Source organism: Rufibacter aurantiacus (assembly GCF_017916345.1).
Lineage (GTDB): Bacteria > Bacteroidota > Bacteroidia > Cytophagales > Hymenobacteraceae > Nibribacter > Nibribacter roseolus.
Window position 1 is genome coordinate 463,708 of record NZ_JAFMSV010000003.1, and the last position, 14,614, is coordinate 478,321.

At 48.0% G+C, this 14,614-nt stretch carries 16 protein-coding genes; 7 read left to right on the forward strand and 9 right to left on the reverse strand.

The window, feature by feature from the left end; translation table 11 throughout:
- Window positions 1-64: 64 nt before the first annotated feature.
- Together J3P34_RS12490 and mtgA are read right to left on the reverse strand one after the other, a co-directional pair.
- Complete coding sequence (locus tag J3P34_RS12490) at window positions 65-523, reverse strand: YybH family protein (RefSeq protein ID WP_210489012.1); 459 nt, start codon at window positions 521-523, stop codon at window positions 65-67.
- A 3-nt stretch (window positions 524-526) separates the two neighbouring features.
- On the reverse strand, window positions 527-1,258 hold the full coding sequence (gene mtgA, locus J3P34_RS12495) for a monofunctional biosynthetic peptidoglycan transglycosylase (protein WP_210489013.1): 732 nt from the start codon (window positions 1,256-1,258) through the stop codon (window positions 527-529).
- Between the two features lie 118 nt (window positions 1,259-1,376).
- Between mtgA and J3P34_RS12500 the strand changes: the two genes are divergently transcribed.
- A complete protein-coding gene (locus tag J3P34_RS12500; RefSeq protein ID WP_210464996.1) occupies window positions 1,377-2,012 on the forward strand; it encodes an LON peptidase substrate-binding domain-containing protein in 636 nt (211 codons plus the stop codon).
- Window positions 2,013-2,061: 49 nt separating this feature from the next.
- The gene (locus J3P34_RS12505) at window positions 2,062-3,324 is read left to right on the forward strand and encodes a metallophosphoesterase family protein (RefSeq protein WP_210489014.1); all 1,263 of its coding nucleotides are present in this window, start codon (window positions 2,062-2,064) and stop codon (window positions 3,322-3,324) included.
- On the opposite strand, the gene J3P34_RS12510 is transcribed toward J3P34_RS12505, so the two are convergent.
- A complete protein-coding gene (locus J3P34_RS12510; RefSeq protein WP_210489015.1) occupies window positions 3,263-4,150 on the reverse strand; it encodes a diacylglycerol/lipid kinase family protein in 888 nt (295 codons plus the stop codon). The genes J3P34_RS12505 and J3P34_RS12510 overlap by 62 nt on opposite strands.
- Before the next feature lie 621 nt (window positions 4,151-4,771).
- Complete coding sequence (locus J3P34_RS12515; RefSeq protein ID WP_210464999.1) at window positions 4,772-5,569, reverse strand: murein L,D-transpeptidase catalytic domain family protein; 798 nt, start codon at window positions 5,567-5,569, stop codon at window positions 4,772-4,774.
- A gap of 238 nt (window positions 5,570-5,807) precedes the next feature.
- On the opposite strand from J3P34_RS12515, the gene J3P34_RS12520 reads away from it, so the two are divergent.
- On the forward strand, window positions 5,808-6,110 hold the full coding sequence (locus tag J3P34_RS12520) for a hypothetical protein (RefSeq protein ID WP_210489016.1): 303 nt from the start codon (window positions 5,808-5,810) through the stop codon (window positions 6,108-6,110).
- Between the two features lie 71 nt (window positions 6,111-6,181).
- Here J3P34_RS12520 and J3P34_RS12525 read toward each other — a convergent pair whose 3' ends face one another.
- Window positions 6,182-6,928 (reverse strand): hypothetical protein, encoded by a 747-nt coding sequence (locus J3P34_RS12525; RefSeq protein ID WP_210489017.1) that lies wholly within the window; start codon window positions 6,926-6,928, stop codon window positions 6,182-6,184.
- A gap of 417 nt (window positions 6,929-7,345) precedes the next feature.
- A complete protein-coding gene (locus J3P34_RS12530) occupies window positions 7,346-7,810 on the reverse strand; it encodes a DUF4199 domain-containing protein (protein WP_210465002.1) in 465 nt (154 codons plus the stop codon).
- 312 nt (window positions 7,811-8,122) lie between these two features.
- Here J3P34_RS12530 and J3P34_RS12535 point away from each other — a divergent pair, with 312 nt between their 5' ends.
- On the forward strand, window positions 8,123-9,751 hold the full coding sequence (locus tag J3P34_RS12535) for an ABC-F family ATP-binding cassette domain-containing protein (RefSeq protein ID WP_210489018.1): 1,629 nt from the start codon (window positions 8,123-8,125) through the stop codon (window positions 9,749-9,751).
- A 96-nt stretch (window positions 9,752-9,847) separates the two neighbouring features.
- Here J3P34_RS12535 and J3P34_RS12540 read toward each other — a convergent pair whose 3' ends face one another.
- Window positions 9,848-9,997: a lmo0937 family membrane protein gene (locus tag J3P34_RS12540; protein ID WP_210465004.1), complete on the reverse strand. Its 150-nt coding sequence runs from the start codon at window positions 9,995-9,997 to the stop codon at window positions 9,848-9,850.
- Between the two features lie 54 nt (window positions 9,998-10,051).
- The gene (locus tag J3P34_RS12545; RefSeq protein ID WP_210465005.1) at window positions 10,052-10,204 is read right to left on the reverse strand and encodes a lmo0937 family membrane protein; all 153 of its coding nucleotides are present in this window, start codon (window positions 10,202-10,204) and stop codon (window positions 10,052-10,054) included.
- Between the two features lie 242 nt (window positions 10,205-10,446).
- Between J3P34_RS12545 and J3P34_RS12550 the strand changes: the two genes are divergently transcribed.
- Window positions 10,447-11,337, forward strand: coding sequence for a 3-hydroxyacyl-CoA dehydrogenase family protein (locus J3P34_RS12550; RefSeq protein ID WP_210489019.1), 891 nt, complete (start codon window positions 10,447-10,449; stop codon window positions 11,335-11,337).
- A gap of 190 nt (window positions 11,338-11,527) precedes the next feature.
- Here the strand turns inward: J3P34_RS12550 and J3P34_RS12555 are convergent, their stop codons facing one another.
- Window positions 11,528-12,346 carry a 2,3,4,5-tetrahydropyridine-2,6-dicarboxylate N-succinyltransferase gene (locus J3P34_RS12555; protein WP_210465007.1) on the reverse strand — a complete coding sequence of 273 codons (819 nt, stop codon included), beginning with the start codon at window positions 12,344-12,346 and terminating at the stop codon, window positions 11,528-11,530.
- A 374-nt stretch (window positions 12,347-12,720) separates the two neighbouring features.
- Between J3P34_RS12555 and J3P34_RS12560 the strand changes: the two genes are divergently transcribed.
- A complete protein-coding gene (locus tag J3P34_RS12560) occupies window positions 12,721-13,536 on the forward strand; it encodes a glycosyltransferase family protein (RefSeq protein WP_210489020.1) in 816 nt (271 codons plus the stop codon).
- A 66-nt stretch (window positions 13,537-13,602) separates the two neighbouring features.
- Window positions 13,603-14,613 carry a 3-oxoacyl-ACP synthase III family protein gene (locus J3P34_RS12565; protein ID WP_210465009.1) on the forward strand — a complete coding sequence of 337 codons (1,011 nt, stop codon included), beginning with the start codon at window positions 13,603-13,605 and terminating at the stop codon, window positions 14,611-14,613.
- The last annotated feature ends 1 nt before the right edge of the window (window position 14,614 follow it).

The window sequence follows — 14,614 nt, forward strand, 5'->3', positions numbered from 1 at the left end:
AAACGGAGCTGTTGCTTCTTAAATCTTCCAGCTAAAACTTAGCCTCTCAAGTTCAGCATCAACATTAGCTCGAATGGTCGGCTACAATTTTCCATTTACCGGCTATTTTCCGGAAAACAAGCGAAAAATGACCTTGCAAATCGCCGATGCTGCGGGCCAGGTGCCACTTGCCTACTACAAATAAAGCGTCTGGGGAAAGCCGGTCGGTTTTTAGTAAGGTGAAAGTCAGTTTACCCATGGCTTCTGGATTAGGGTAGCCTTTCCGGTAATTCTGCAGCGTCTTCTCCCAGCCGTAGGTGAGACCATTCTTCCCGATGAATACCAGCGAATCTGAATGCCAATAGGGCTCCATGAAGGCTTCAAGATCGCCTTTGTTCCAGGCCTGGCTCTGCTGGGCCATGACTGCTTCAATGGCCTCTTTATCCTGGGAGGCTAGTTTTTGGGAAACCGTACAGCCTGCGCTGAAGAATAAAAGCCAAAACCAAAGTCCCGCCAATTTTAAAAGAGTAGAGGTTTTCTTCATGCTCTATTTAAGCCAAAGTTTAATGTAATTACTTCCGCCCAGGCGGGCCATGTTCCGGACAATGTTGCGCCGCCGCCGGAGGGTGTACCCTGAGGGACGGGCCGCGGAATACCGGATGGGGTTGGGCAGCACAGCCGCCAATAGGGCCGCCTGCTGCCGGGTCACGTCTTTGGGTGCGCATTTGAAATACTTTTTGCTTGCCGCCTGCACACCAAACACATGGTCACCCATCTCGGCTATGTTCAGGTACACTTCCATGATGCGTTCCTTGCCCCACAGAAGCTCAATCATAAAGGTGAAGTACATTTCCACCGCTTTGCGGAGATAGCTGCGTCCGTGCCACAGAAACACGTTTTTGGCCACCTGCTGACTAATGGTGCTACCGCCCACCGTTTTCTTGCTGGACATATTTCGCTGAAATGCCTGTTTAATGGCCTTAAAATCAAATCCGTTGTGGGTGATGAACAGCTGGTCCTCGGCGGCAATCACCGCCAATGGCAGGTTAACAGACATGTCTTCCAGTTCAACAAACTGGTGCTGAATCTGTTCTACCTTCTCAGTTTTAGGAGAGGGCTCAGACCGTTTCAGGAGCATGTGCAGCGTAGCCGGCGGATCTATCCAGCGGTAAGTGAGTACCCAAAGCACCGATACCAGGAACAGGGTAATACACAGCTTCAGGAAAAGCCAACGGGCATCTGCCCAGGTAAAGGGAACGGATATCTGCTTTTTAGCCATAACTCATCCTAAGCTGCCTAATTTAAAGTATTCTGCTTTCACAAAAATAGAGAAATAGTGGCAGCAAGCAGAAAGGCTTCTTAAATTAGAAGCGTTTACCTTCAACCACGCGCTGTCTATGAGTAGATTTCTACCGCTCTTTCCGTTGAACATTGTAGTCTTTCCGGGCGAAAAACTGAATCTGCACATTTTTGAGCCCCGGTACCGGCAGTTGATCATTGAATGTCAGGCCAAAGACACCACCTTCGGAATACCGGTGTATTTGGAGAAAGGGCTGGGAGAATACGGCACTGAGATCAAGATCCTTAGCGTGGAGAAGAAATACCTGGGAGGCGAAATGGACATTAAGACCAAAGGGCTGGGCGTGTTCAAGATAAAGGAATTTCAGCGGCAGGTGCCGGGCAGGCTGTACTCGGGCGGCGAGGTGGAAGACCTGCCCCTCATCCAGGATGATCAGCCTTACCAGCGCATCCAGATCGTGGAACTCCTGAAGCAGCTCTACAGTGCCTTGGGCATTCAGTCGCTGATGCTTAATCTTAAAGACAATTTTCAGTCTTATGACGTGGCACACCACCTGGGGTTCACTACTGAGCAGGAGTACGAATTGTTGCAGTGCTCCCGGGAAAGCGAGCGGCTGGAAATCATTCTGGACCACCTCACCCGCATCTTGCCAGTTGTACTGGAAACCGAGCGCCTTAAAGAAAGGGTGAAACTAAACGGCCACTTCAAACACCTTATTCCTCCCAACTTTTAGCGTAAAATAAGAGTAATAGATAGTGCTATTCTGGCATATACCTTACACAATGCTCTATCTAGTTGCCATTTCCGTTTTCCTGGCCCTGTGCACCTGGTTTGTCTGGGCTTACCTGCAAGAGCGGAAGTATAGGAAAAAGCCTTTTTACGCCTTAGCTGAGATTGGCTGGCGCACTTCCACGCCGCCACCCCCGGAACAGAGAACGCATTCCATTGCCTTTGTAGGAGACGTGGGGGCCAACGGCTCACTCAAAGATGACCACCTCCTGCAGGCCGTGGATTACTGGATCAGGGAAGCCGGCCAGGACAGTACCATTGTTTTTCTGGGAGACAACATCTACCCCATCGGGCTGCCGCCCGAAGACAGCTTCAAACGCGCGCAAGCGGTACAGCGGCTAGACCATCAACTGGACTTGTTCCAGGATTACCAGGGCAAAGTCATTTACCTCAGCGGAAACCATGACTGGCACAAAGGCCGCCCTGATGGCTATTCCTATGTACTTCGGCAGGAAAAATACATCACCGAGAAGCTCCAAGACGAGACGGCCTACCTGCCGCAGGGTGGAACCTTGGGCCCCGTCACTTGGGAGATAAATGACCAGCTCCTAATCCTGATCATCAATACGCAATGGTGGGTACAAACCGGGCACCGTCCGCTGGAAAGAAGCCCCGGTCAGCCCTACAATGTTTCCAGAGACTTCTACCCGGCCCTGGATGCTTTACTCAAGGAACACCAAGGTAAATTCATTGTGCTGGCCGCTCACCATCCGCTTTACAGCAATGCCTTACATGGAGGTAAATTCACGGTGAAGCAGCATCTGTTCCCGCTCACGTTCATCAACAAACGCGCTTTGATACCCCTTCCGCTGGCGGGCTCCATCTTCAGGTTGTACCGCAAGTACATGGGCATGCACGAAGACATGTCCTACCCTCCTTTCCGGAAGTTCAGGCGGAGAATTCTGCGGGTACTGCACCAGCACAAATCCATATTCTACGTGGCTGGCCATGACCATAACCTGCAGTACTTTCAGGTGAAAGGCAACCATTACGCGGTAAGCGGATCAGGGAGTAAAACCAACTTTGTGGCCAAAGGTGGCAAGGCTTCTTTCGCGCACGAGAGCAAAGGCTTTATGGTGCTGGACCAATACGCAGACGGAACGGTCTGGCTCAGGGTGATAGAACCTGCCCTTAACCCCGGCGAAGAGCCGCTTTTGGTTTTCCAGAAATGTATCTTTCAGACAGAAATGGCCTCTAAACAGCCTGCGGCGGCAGCAGCACATGCAGGTTCTGAGGCTGCGCCCGAAAAGAAATAGTCTTGCCTAAATCTTCTGGCTCACCGTCAATCTGCGAGACCTCCTCTGCATGGTTAATGATACTCGCCGAGCTGCAACTGAACCGGTGCGTATAGACCGAGTCATCAATGGTATCGGTGTAGAGGCGGTAAAGGATGCCCAGACTGGATGCTTTAGGGAACGGTTCCAATACGCAGATCTCAAAGTTCCCGTCATTGATTACCCCTGTAGGGTTAATGGCCGCATTACTGCCGAAAGCCCGGGCGTTGGTGACGGTAATCATGAAGGCCTCGCCATCGAAAATGGTTTTTCCATCGGTCCGGATGGTGTATTTCTTGGGTTCATAGGCCATGAACTCCTGCATGGCAATCCAGGCGTAAGCGCCGGGACCGCGCGTTTCTCCGCCGCAGAACCTTTTTACCACCAAGGCATTGAAGCCCATGTCACAGATATGGATGGAAAGGTGGCCGTTCACGTCTAAGGTGTCAATGGCCATCTTTTTGTGATCAACTAAGAGTTGCAGCGCCTCGTCAAAGTTCTGCGGAATGCCAAGGTCTTTAGATAACCCGTTGCCCGACCCCATGGGAATAATGGAGAGCGCCACGTCTGAATTGATGATGGACTTGGCCGTAAGGCTCACCGTTCCATCCCCGCCAACTGCGCAGGCAATTTCAGGTTTATACGAAACGAGCTTTTTCTTTAGCTTCTCCTCGTCATCTACCCCGGTGGTTTTGAAATACTCCACGGTAAGGTTGTTCTGCCGGCAGAAGGCCTTCAGGTCTTCCATCAATTCCTCTTTGTCAATGTCCCCTGAGATAGGATTGATCACGAAAAGTATCTTACTCATACAGATTAATTCTTTGTTGTTTACCCCAGCCGTTTAGAGGCCGATTTTTTAAAAGTCACCAAAGAAAACGCCCTAATCAGTTAACAGATCACAAAACGCAGGGAGCCTCTCATATTTGTAGTTTTCTTAGCCTGTTTACTTTTCCGCCAGTAAAAGCCAAAAAAGGGCTGGAAGGCAGATATGGTTAAAAGAACGGCATTACTGCTACTTGGTTGCGAGAACTACGGACAAGGCTCCACCTGTTTTTTCTTGATATAGGTAGAATACTATATCATTTTTGATTGCACATACGTAAGAATGCCTGTAGCGCTAAGAGGCGTTTTAACACACTAAGAACAAACTGAAATGAATCTAAAAAGAACATTCGGCGCTATTCTTACAATCCTAGGGATTGTGGGCGTCATTTGGGGGGCTTATGCCTTTTTGGCCCATGGTGATTCCATGAATCAGATTTCCTCCCTGGTACCTTTTGTGGTAGGGCTAATCTTCTTCTTTACCGGAATCAGTCTCATTAAAGGCACCAAAGATACAGCCTGATAAAAACTAAAAAGCCTAAAAGCAGCAGAAGCCGACCTGAAAGGGTCGGCTTCTGCTGCTTTTAGGAAATGTGTTCCTACAAAATTATCTGCTCAACAATTTAGCTTGTTTGGCCAGGATCTCATTCTCAAAGTGCTTGATAGCAGAGTCTGTGTCCAGGTAAGCAGAAGTGTAGTTGGTAGATGGACCATCAATGTAAAGCAACGTGCCACCCTTGATGACCTGGATCACCTCAGAGGTGATTGCCTTTGGCAAAGCAGGGCATCCGTGGCTCCGCCCTAGACGGCCCTGTTGCCTTACAAACGCTTCGCTCACATAATCAGCGCCATGAACCACAATAGCTCTTTCTTTAGCTTTTGAATTGAACCCACGGTCAAGCCCGTTCAGTTTCAGCGATAGTCCATGTTTGCCAATGTAAGTGTTCTCAGTTACGTAGAAGCCCAGGCTGCTCATGTGCGAGTTCACCGTGTTGGAGAATTTAAAAGCTCTGTCATTGCCAGAGCCCATTCCATGAGCTACCAGGCTATGATAGAGCACTTTCTTTTTATTGAGGTCAACCACCCAAAATCGTTTCTCACTGCTGGGTTTGTTGAAATCCACTACAGTGAGCACCTCTTTGGTGCGGCTAAGTTTGTTATTCTTCTTAAGGTTATAGAAACCGGTAGCGGCTCTCTTGAAAACGTCAAAGTCCAAACCTGCTTTTTTAAGGTCCGCTTCATCATAGAGGTTCTCTAGAAAGTCATCAAAGGCAACTTTACTTGAAGCTTCTACAGCTGTGGAATTTGAAACTGGACCCGCCCCGTTGGAGATGGTGGAACTGTTTGCAGGAGAAACGAATGACAAAAGTGAGATAAATGTGAAAACCGAGATTGCCTTTTTCATTCTTATTTCTTTTCGTGTGTCGCCTGTATAACCCCATTCCTTTCTACTTTTGTTCCAAGTTGTCTAAAATGGGCCATAAACTGTTCTTTCAGAAGATATATTCCTGGTCCTTCTTACACTATTTCAACACCTTATGAAGATACAGACTTTTTTCTCAAAAAAAACGATTACCTACTTTCTATGTTGTTTTTTGAGCTTTTCATTTTTTTCCTGCTCCTCTGCGACCGATAACCTGAAAATGGATTCAGAAACCTGGAAGGCAGACTTGAACGGTTGTAAGGGAGACCGTCTCAAGTTAAGGGAACAGGTGGAGGATATCAGGCTTAAACTGGTTGGCTTGAAGGAGACTAGTATCAGAAAACTGTTTGGCAAACCAGATTCTGAAGAACTCTTGGAGAGAAGCCAGAAGATCTATATTTACTACATCTCCCCCGGCCCTAAATGTACCCCGGCAGCAGAAAATAGCGCAAAGAAAGAGGCTCTGGCCGTGCGCATGGATGCTCTGGGGACGGTACGGGAAGTGAATATCTTCAATGAGTAAACCAAAAGCCTATATAAAAAGAAAGCCATTCTCCTCTAGGGGAGAACGGCTTTCTAAGCAAGCGTCAACTCTTAGTTTTTCACTTTCTTTTTAGTAGTCTCGGTTTTGATTTTCACCTTGTCATTCTCCACTTTAGATTTACCCTCTGGAGTAATGATCTTGGTTTCAGACGGACTTGATTTATATTTAACAGATTCTGTTTTAAGTTTTTCAGAATTGCCTTTTACTTTCATTTCGCCGCTGGCAGACTCTGCTTTCATTTTGTTGTCTTCAAGCTTCACTTTGTCTGAGCCGCTTTCCATTTTAACTTTGTCGTCCTTCACCTTCACCTCGGTGGAAGTAGTACCACCTTGGGTTGTAGAGGTAGACGTTCCAACTGTTCCTGTGGTTGGGGTAGTCATGGTAGAACCGGCAGAAGCATTGGTGCTGGAAGCGCCGGTTTCAGTTGTTGCCGGAGCAGCCATAGCGCGGCCGTCCATTTCAAGGTAAGCGGTGAACTGCTTAGGAGTCAAAACCTGGGCGAACTCCTGGTCCAGTTGCTCGTTTACCTCTTTGATTTTGGCATCACGCATCTGAGCATCGTTGCCGTACATTTTCTCAATTTCGCTGAACTTATCAAATCTTGCCTGGTTCAACGCTTTCAATTTGATATACTGGCCTTCGTTCAGCTCCAGCTCATTATACATTTGGCGGCTCATTTCCTGAGCGCTCATAGAGAGCACTGCACGGGATGTAGCAGCAGTTCCGGTTAAGTTGGTTTGGGCTTGTACAGTTAAGACAGCACCAAATAATACTGCGGATAAGAATAACTTTTTCATGGTGTTTTTTGACGCTTTAGGTAGAATTTTTATCAAGAGCTCTTTGTGTTGTTATATATGTCCTTTAACGCGCCACAGAAACCTAAGTTATGGGAATTTTAATATTTTGTTATTGCACTTAAGTAATAATTTAAAATTGAACTTGTTTCGTAAAAAACACCATTATCCATTTTTATATATAGTCTTTTTTTGATGTTTATAGCTGTTTGTGGCTCTAAAAATCACCAAACCCTATTTTCACCAAACTTCAGGAATATTTGGAATAGGGTTTTATACACACAATCCCTTACTCAGGCCTAAACCCAAGCCTCTCCAATATCTTCAAAAAGTATTGTTTCACTTCTATACCAACTTTGTATAAACAAAAAACCCTGACCAGAGAATGGTCAGGGTTTATAAAGAGAAATTTTACTTGACTCAGGAGGTAAGTTTATGGTCTGGCCGCTTAAAGAACTGCATGGCTATGTACCCTACAAAAGCGCCTATTACCACGCCCAGGAGAATCCACATGATGGCCATAAGCCAGATGGCCTGCTCATTGCCGTAAGACTCATCTGCCGCGTAAGGATAAGAAACGGCCAGGTTAAAGACCTTGTCTGTCAATACCTGGAAAATGGTGAACAGCACCGAAGAAACCAGGCCCACGAAAAAGCCCACTCCTATTCCTTCCAGATAGCCCAGTTTTCCCGCTTTCGCTATTTTATAGCTTCTTATAGCCAGGCAAATGCCAATTACCAGGATAATTCCCGTTAAGAAGTGCAGAGACACATTTTCCAATAAGCCCAGCAGCCTAAGCAAGATCATATAGATAATTGCCGCAATTCCCGTCATTACTCCATAGTAGGTACCTGTCTTCTGTACCGATGTCCGACGTTGTTCCATTGTAGTTTTATTTTGTTTTAAGTTCAGTTTAACAGAGAACAGGTTCTCACCCAGTGCTCTAAAAAGTAGATATGGTTTATTATATACTAATTTCCTCTTGGAGGTGTTGTGCTAAACCTCCATTTTTTATATGAGTCAGCTTTAAGGTAACCCCAGAAAGGCAATCTTGTTTTGGCTGAACTGAATTAAGGCTTTGATTGTCTGTAGATAAGCGAATGGTCCAAAAAACTGGTTTAACGCTACTCATAAGGAGCTTTTCAGTTCTTTTGGTAACTTCGCCCCAGAAACGCTATATATATATTACACAGCAGCATGATCAGCACCAGCAACGTTAGTCTTGGCTACGGCAAACGCACCCTTTTTGAAGACGTCACCATTAAGTTCTCTCCCGGCAACTGTTATGGCCTCATTGGCGCCAACGGAGCCGGTAAGTCAACTTTCCTGAAGATATTATCCGGGGAGATAGACCCTAACACCGGCACGGTAGATATACCGGCCAAAATGCGCCTGGCAATCCTGAAGCAGAACCATTACGAGTACGATGAGTATCCGGTGCTCCAGACGGTGATCATGGGCCACAAACGCCTGTGGGACATCATGAACGAGAAAGACGCTATCTACGCCAAAGAGGATTTCTCTGAGGAAGACGGCATGCGTGCCTCTGAACTGGAAGCCGAGTTCGCTGACATGGAAGGCTGGAATGCCGAGTACGAAGCCGGTGAATTGCTTAGTGGCTTGGGTATTCAGCCAGACCTGCATTACACGCTTATGAAAGACCTGGGCGGTAATGAAAAAATCAGGGTATTATTGGCCCAGGCCCTGTTTGGTAACCCAGACATTCTGCTCCTGGATGAGCCTACCAACCACCTTGACGCTGAATCTATCATGTGGCTGGAGAACTTCCTTGACAATTTCCAGAACACCGTGATTGTAGTGTCCCACGACCGCCACTTCCTGGATGCCGTGTGTACGCACATTGCAGATATTGACTATGGCAAGATTCAGCTCTACGCCGGTAACTATTCGTTCTGGTATGAGTCCAGCCAATTGGCATCAAAGCAGCGGACAGACGCCAACCGTAAAACTGAGGACAAGCGCAAGGAATTGCAGGCGTTTATCGCCCGTTTTAGCGCAAACGCCTCTAAATCAAAACAGGCTACCTCCCGCGCCAAACTGTTGGAGAAACTCACCCTGGAAGACATCAAGCCGTCCAGCCGGAAGTATCCATATATTCAGTTCAAGCAGGAGCGCGAAGCCGGCAACCAGTTGCTGCAGGTAGACAACCTGACCAAGAGCAACGAGGACGGCGTGCTTTTCAAGGATGTCACCTTCACAGTAGACAAAAAGGACAAGATCGCCATCATCTCCCGGAACGACTTAGCCGCCACTACCTTCTTCAAGATTGTAATGGGCGAAGCCACACCGGACAGTGGCGAATACAAATGGGGCACCACCATCAGCGCGGCATACTTCCCTAAAGACAACTCTGAGTTCTTTGACGTGGACCTGAACCTGGTAGACTGGCTGCGCCAGTTCTCCGTGGAGAAAGACGAAAGCTTTATCCGGGGCTTCCTGGGCCGCATGCTTTTCTCCGGCGAGGAGTCCTTGAAAAAAGCGAAGGTGTTGTCTGGAGGAGAGAAAGTACGTTGCATGCTGTCCAGAATGATGCTGCAGAGTGGCAACATGCTAGTACTGGATGAACCCACCAATCACCTTGACCTGGAATCCATTACGGCTTTGAACAACGGCCTCAAAGATTTTCAGGGTTCCCTTATGTTCAGCTCCCATGACTTACAGTTCGTGGACACCATTGCTAACCGTATCATTGAACTTACCCCTAAAGGCATCATTGATAAACGGATGAGCTATGATGAGTACCTCACCAACGAAGACATTAAAGCACTGCGCGCCCAAATGTACGGCGTAAGCACGCTGGTATAGGGTTCTCGTTTTATACCCGGTTTTCTAAAAACAGCCAAAAAACAGAAAGGGCGATCCATTTGGATCGCCCTTTCTGTTTTCGGTAAAGCCTATGCCCTACCCGCGTATCAATCTTAGCAAGACAACCACAATGGCAATCACCAGCAAAACGTGGATGATCCCGCCAACCTGGTCACCAAATCCTAAGAACCCGATGAGCCATACTATTACCAGCACCAGTGCAATGACATACAGTAAGTTTCCCATGATGTTAACTTAGGCTGTTGGTAGATACAAAGAGTGCTGGATTAATATTATGATTTATGCTCGGCGTATGAGACGCAGAAGTACCGCGATAACCGCAATCACCAATAAGATGTGAATGATACCGCCTACTTGATCTCCGAATCCCAAGAATCCGATCAGCCAGATAATTACCAGCACTACTGCGATGATATACAATAGATTTCCCATAGTTTTAGTTGTGTTTGGTTTTGGTTAATTGTTTTGGAGCGCTTTTTAATTGACGTTCCGATATCGATTTTTCTGCTTGTACGCAAGAATATTTTAAAAGATTTATATAGTCTTTTAAAAAGATATAATTACTTATGCACATGACAGTTAAAATGGGTTGGGGCTTAAAACAGGCTGTTTCTTGCTCCGGTACAGAATTATCATAGCTTTGCACCCTTAATTCACTAACTAACGCTCATTCTATGAACATAGCCGTCATTGGGTCTGGTACCATGGGCAACGGCATCGCCCACGTTTTCGCACAGAATAATTTCATGGTTTCCCTCATTGATATTTCCCCTGATTCTCTGAGCAGAGCCCTGGGCACTATCTCCAAAAATCTGGACCGCATGGTTGCCAAAGGCACCGTGACCGAAGAACAGAAAGCCCAGACTTTAGAGCGCATTACCACCTTCACCAATCTGGAGGAAGGCGTGAAAAACGCAGACCTGGTTATTGAGGCGGCCACCGAGAACGTGGACATAAAACTGGACCTGTTCCGGCAATTAGAGTCTTTTACCAAGCCATCCTGCATCCTGGCCAGTAACACCTCCTCTATCTCCATCACCAAAATAGCCTCTGTGACGCAGCGCCCCGATAAGGTTATTGGCATGCACTTCATGAACCCGGTGCCGGTGATGAAACTGGTAGAGGTGATCAGAGGCTATTCCACCAGCGATGAGGTAACTAACCAGATCCTGGACCTTTCCAAACAACTGGGCAAGATTCCCGCCGAAGCGAACGACTACCCAGGCTTTGTGGCCAACCGCATCTTAATGCCCATGATCAACGAGGCCATCTATTCTCTGTTTGAGGGAGTAGCCGGCGTAGAGGAGATTGACACCATAATGAAACTGGGTATGGCGCACCCCATGGGCCCTCTGCAACTCGCCGACTTTATTGGACTGGATGTGTGCCTTTCCATCTTGCGGGTGCTGCATGACGGTTTCGGCAACCCGAAATACGCGCCCTGTCCTTTGTTGGTGAACATGGTACAGGCCGGGCACAAAGGCGTGAAAAGCGGACAGGGCTTCTACAGCTACTCCCACGGCACCAAAGACCTGGTAGTGGCAGACACGTTCAAGAAACGCTAGAATTCACCGCAATCAATGAAAGCCGTTTAGGGTCCATTTTCATCAAAAAAGCTCCTAAACGGCTTCCGCTTTCTACTAGGTTTTATTGTATTCCGAAGTAAATCAATCCCCCGGATTTCTATTTAAAACAGAAGAGGCCAGCAACTTGCTGGCCTCTTCTGTTTGTGGGCTGATTTATGAAAATAAAGCCTTAAACAGCTACCGCGTTGTCACGCAAGGCATCGTTCAAAGATGTTTTCAGGTCCGTGCTTTCTTTCCGCTGACCAATGATCAGGGCGCAAGGTACCTGGAAAGATCCGGCTGGGAACTCCTTGGTGTAGGAACCAGGAATCACCACCGAGCGAGGCGGCACGTAGCCTTTGTATTCCTTCGGCTCAGCGCCGGTTACGTCAATGATTTTGGAAGAACCGGTAATGCACACGTTGGCGCCAATCACGGCCTCTTTACCGATGTGGCAACCTTCCACCAGAATACTGCGCGACCCGATGAAGGCTCCGTCCTCAATAATAACCGGGGCAGCCTGCACGGGCTCCAACACCCCGCCTAGGCCCACGCCGCCGCTCAGGTGCACGTGCTTGCCTACCTGGGCGCAAGAACCTACCGTAGCCCATGTGTCCACCATGGTTCCCTCATCAACGTAAGCGCCAATGTTGGTGTAAGAAGGCATCAGGATAACACCTTTGGAAATATAGGCACCGTAACGGGCCAAAGCATGAGGAACCACCCGAATTCCCAGTTGGGCAAATCCGCTCTTCAACGGAATCTTGTCATGGAACTCGAAAGGACCAGCCTCAATGGTTTCCATTTGCTGGATGGGGAAGTACATGAGCACGGCTTTTTTCACCCACTCATTTACCTGCCATTTCTCAGTGCCGGTTGGCTCAGCCACTCTCAGTTCGCCGCGGTCCAGTTGGTGAATCACGCACCTGATGGCCTCTTGGGTAACTTTCTGGCCCAACAATGACCGGTCATTCCAGGCGGTTTCTATTGCTTCTCGTAAATCGTTCATTTTGTCTTTGTGAAAGAATAAGACCTCAAAATTATTAAATTGTGGCGATGATTCGAAAACGAATTCTACTGGCCTCGCTTTTAAAGCCAGTCTCTGACACCCGTTTATACGGGAAAATCGGCCGAAGCCTTGCCAAACTCCCTGAACTTGACATACATGTGGCAGGTTACCAAGGTCCCCTACCCCAAATCCCAAAGAAAGCGCAGATCTCCTTCCACCCTGTTTTTCATTTTAAGCGGCTGTCCTTCGGGCGGTTTGCCGCCCAAATAAAATTTTGGAAACTGTTAAAGACACTTCAGCCAGACCTTTTGGTGGTGGCCACCCACGAATTACTATTTCTAAGTTGGTTGTACTGTAAGCTACACCCTTGTCACTTGGTCTATGATGTCCAGGAGAATTATTTCCTAAATCTCACTACTCAAAAGGTATACCATAGCCTTATAGGCAAGATCCTGGGCCACACCGTGCGGGCGCTGGAGAAAACCCTTGCCCCTGCTATCCGGCATTTTTTCCTGGCAGAGGAATCCTATGCTCAGGAGCTTCCTTTTTTAGGCCATCGTTATACTGTTCTGCAGAACAAGTTCCTACCGCCTGCAAACCATTATTCCACTTTAAGAACAATGCCGGTGTCTTTGGCAGACGTAAAGCCGTTACGCCTGCTGTATTCCGGAACCATTTCGCGATTGTATGGCGTGCTGGAGGCGGTTGAGTTCGTGACGCAATTACGGACCTTTGTTCCGCATGCAGAACTGACCATCATTGGTTATTGCGCCGAGGCAGGATTCCTGCAGGAACTGAAAGCCAGAATTGAGCCGCTCTCATTTGTGACGTTAATAGGTGGTGATTCCTTGGTGCCGCATGAAGAGATCCTGGGGCAGGAGCAGCAACACCAGGTAGGCCTCCTGCCTTACCGGCCCCACCCCAGCACGTTCAACTGTATCCCTACCAAACTATTTGAGTACATAGGCAACGGCCTGGTGGTGATTATGGAGGAAAATCCGCTTTGGGCGGAAATTCTCCGTAAGCATAATGCTGGCCTCACTATCCCTTTTGCCCGGGTTTTAACCCAGAGCCAGGTAGAGATTCTTTTTCAGGGCACGTACTTCAAGGCAGGCATTCCCCTGGAGGTTTTCTGGGAGAAAGAAGAACAGGAAGTCCAGGCAGTAATTAGCCAGCTTCTAAGACTTTAAAATTGCTTTAAAATTTATTTAGACAAACCTAAACATTAATTTCAATACACGTATATTTGACCAACTATGACGAAAGAACTTAGAAACTCCCGCATTGCTGGCCTTGGCCACTATGTACCGGAGAAGGTAGTGAAGAACGCTGATCTGGAGAAACTGATGGATACTTCAGACGCCTGGATTGTGGAGCGGACCGGTATTCATGAACGCCGTTATTTTGAACCTGGCAAAGACACCACCGCCAACATGGCTGCCAACGCGGCCCGTAAGGCATTGGAGAAAGCCGGCCTGGAGGCCAAAGACCTGGACATGATTGTGTTCGCGACTTTGAGCCCAGATTACTTTTTCCCTGGCTCAGGCGTACTGTTGCAACGTGAACTGGGCATTTCTGATATTCCTTGCTACGATGTCCGGAACCAGTGCTCAGGCTTTATTTACGCCCTTGCCTTGGCAGATCAGTTCATTAAAACCGGCATGTATGACAATGTGCTGGTGGTGGGCTCTGAGATCCATTCTTCGGGGCTTGACTTCTCAGACAAAGGCCGATCCGTTTCCGTGATTTTCGGGGATGGAGCCGGGGCTGCCGTTTTAACTCCTTCTGATAGCTTGGACCGGGGTATTCTGTCTACCCATTTACATGCCCAGGGCGAATTCGCGGAGGAACTGATGACCAAGGGACCTTCCAGTAACGATGCGGAGCGCCTCACTTATAAGACCATTGATAGCGGTGACATCTGGCCGGTAATGAACGGAAGCACCGTTTTCAAGCATGCCGTCACCCGTTTCCCCGAGGTCATCAATGAGGCCTTAACCCACAACGGGGTTACCGCTGAGGATCTGGATTTGGTAGTGCCGCACCAGGCCAACCTGCGCATCACGCAGTTCATTCAGCAGAAAATGAAACTGCCGGATAGCAAAATCTTCAGCAACATCCAGAAATACGGCAATACCACGGCGGCCTCAGTGCCCATTGCGTTTTCTGAGGCTTTTGAAGAAGGCAGGGTAAAAGAAGGCGACTTGATCTGCCTCGCAGCGTTTGGAAGTGGTTTCACCTGGGCCTCGGCCTTGATTCGCTGGTAGA

What these genes read in the sequence shown, in the direction of transcription:
- J3P34_RS12490 (WP_210489012.1), bottom strand. Translation starts at nt 523, where the DNA reads ATGAAGAAAACCTCTACTCTTTTAAAATTGGCGGGACTTTGGTTTTGG.
- mtgA (WP_210489013.1), bottom strand. Translation starts at nt 1,258, where the DNA reads ATGGCTAAAAAGCAGATATCCGTTCCCTTTACCTGGGCAGATGCCCGT.
- J3P34_RS12500 (WP_210464996.1), top strand. Translation starts at nt 1,377, where the DNA reads ATGAGTAGATTTCTACCGCTCTTTCCGTTGAACATTGTAGTCTTTCCG.
- J3P34_RS12505 (WP_210489014.1), top strand. Translation starts at nt 2,062, where the DNA reads ATGCTCTATCTAGTTGCCATTTCCGTTTTCCTGGCCCTGTGCACCTGG.
- J3P34_RS12510 (WP_210489015.1), bottom strand. Translation starts at nt 4,150, where the DNA reads ATGAGTAAGATACTTTTCGTGATCAATCCTATCTCAGGGGACATTGAC.
- J3P34_RS12515 (WP_210464999.1), bottom strand. Translation starts at nt 5,569, where the DNA reads ATGAAAAAGGCAATCTCGGTTTTCACATTTATCTCACTTTTGTCATTC.
- J3P34_RS12520 (WP_210489016.1), top strand. Translation starts at nt 5,808, where the DNA reads ATGGATTCAGAAACCTGGAAGGCAGACTTGAACGGTTGTAAGGGAGAC.
- J3P34_RS12525 (WP_210489017.1), bottom strand. Translation starts at nt 6,928, where the DNA reads ATGAAAAAGTTATTCTTATCCGCAGTATTATTTGGTGCTGTCTTAACT.
- J3P34_RS12530 (WP_210465002.1), bottom strand. Translation starts at nt 7,810, where the DNA reads ATGGAACAACGTCGGACATCGGTACAGAAGACAGGTACCTACTATGGA.
- J3P34_RS12535 (WP_210489018.1), top strand. Translation starts at nt 8,123, where the DNA reads ATGATCAGCACCAGCAACGTTAGTCTTGGCTACGGCAAACGCACCCTT.
- J3P34_RS12540 (WP_210465004.1), bottom strand. Translation starts at nt 9,997, where the DNA reads ATGGGAAACTTACTGTATGTCATTGCACTGGTGCTGGTAATAGTATGG.
- J3P34_RS12545 (WP_210465005.1), bottom strand. Translation starts at nt 10,204, where the DNA reads ATGGGAAATCTATTGTATATCATCGCAGTAGTGCTGGTAATTATCTGG.
- J3P34_RS12550 (WP_210489019.1), top strand. Translation starts at nt 10,447, where the DNA reads ATGAACATAGCCGTCATTGGGTCTGGTACCATGGGCAACGGCATCGCC.
- J3P34_RS12555 (WP_210465007.1), bottom strand. Translation starts at nt 12,346, where the DNA reads ATGAACGATTTACGAGAAGCAATAGAAACCGCCTGGAATGACCGGTCA.
- J3P34_RS12565 (WP_210465009.1), top strand. Translation starts at nt 13,603, where the DNA reads ATGACGAAAGAACTTAGAAACTCCCGCATTGCTGGCCTTGGCCACTAT.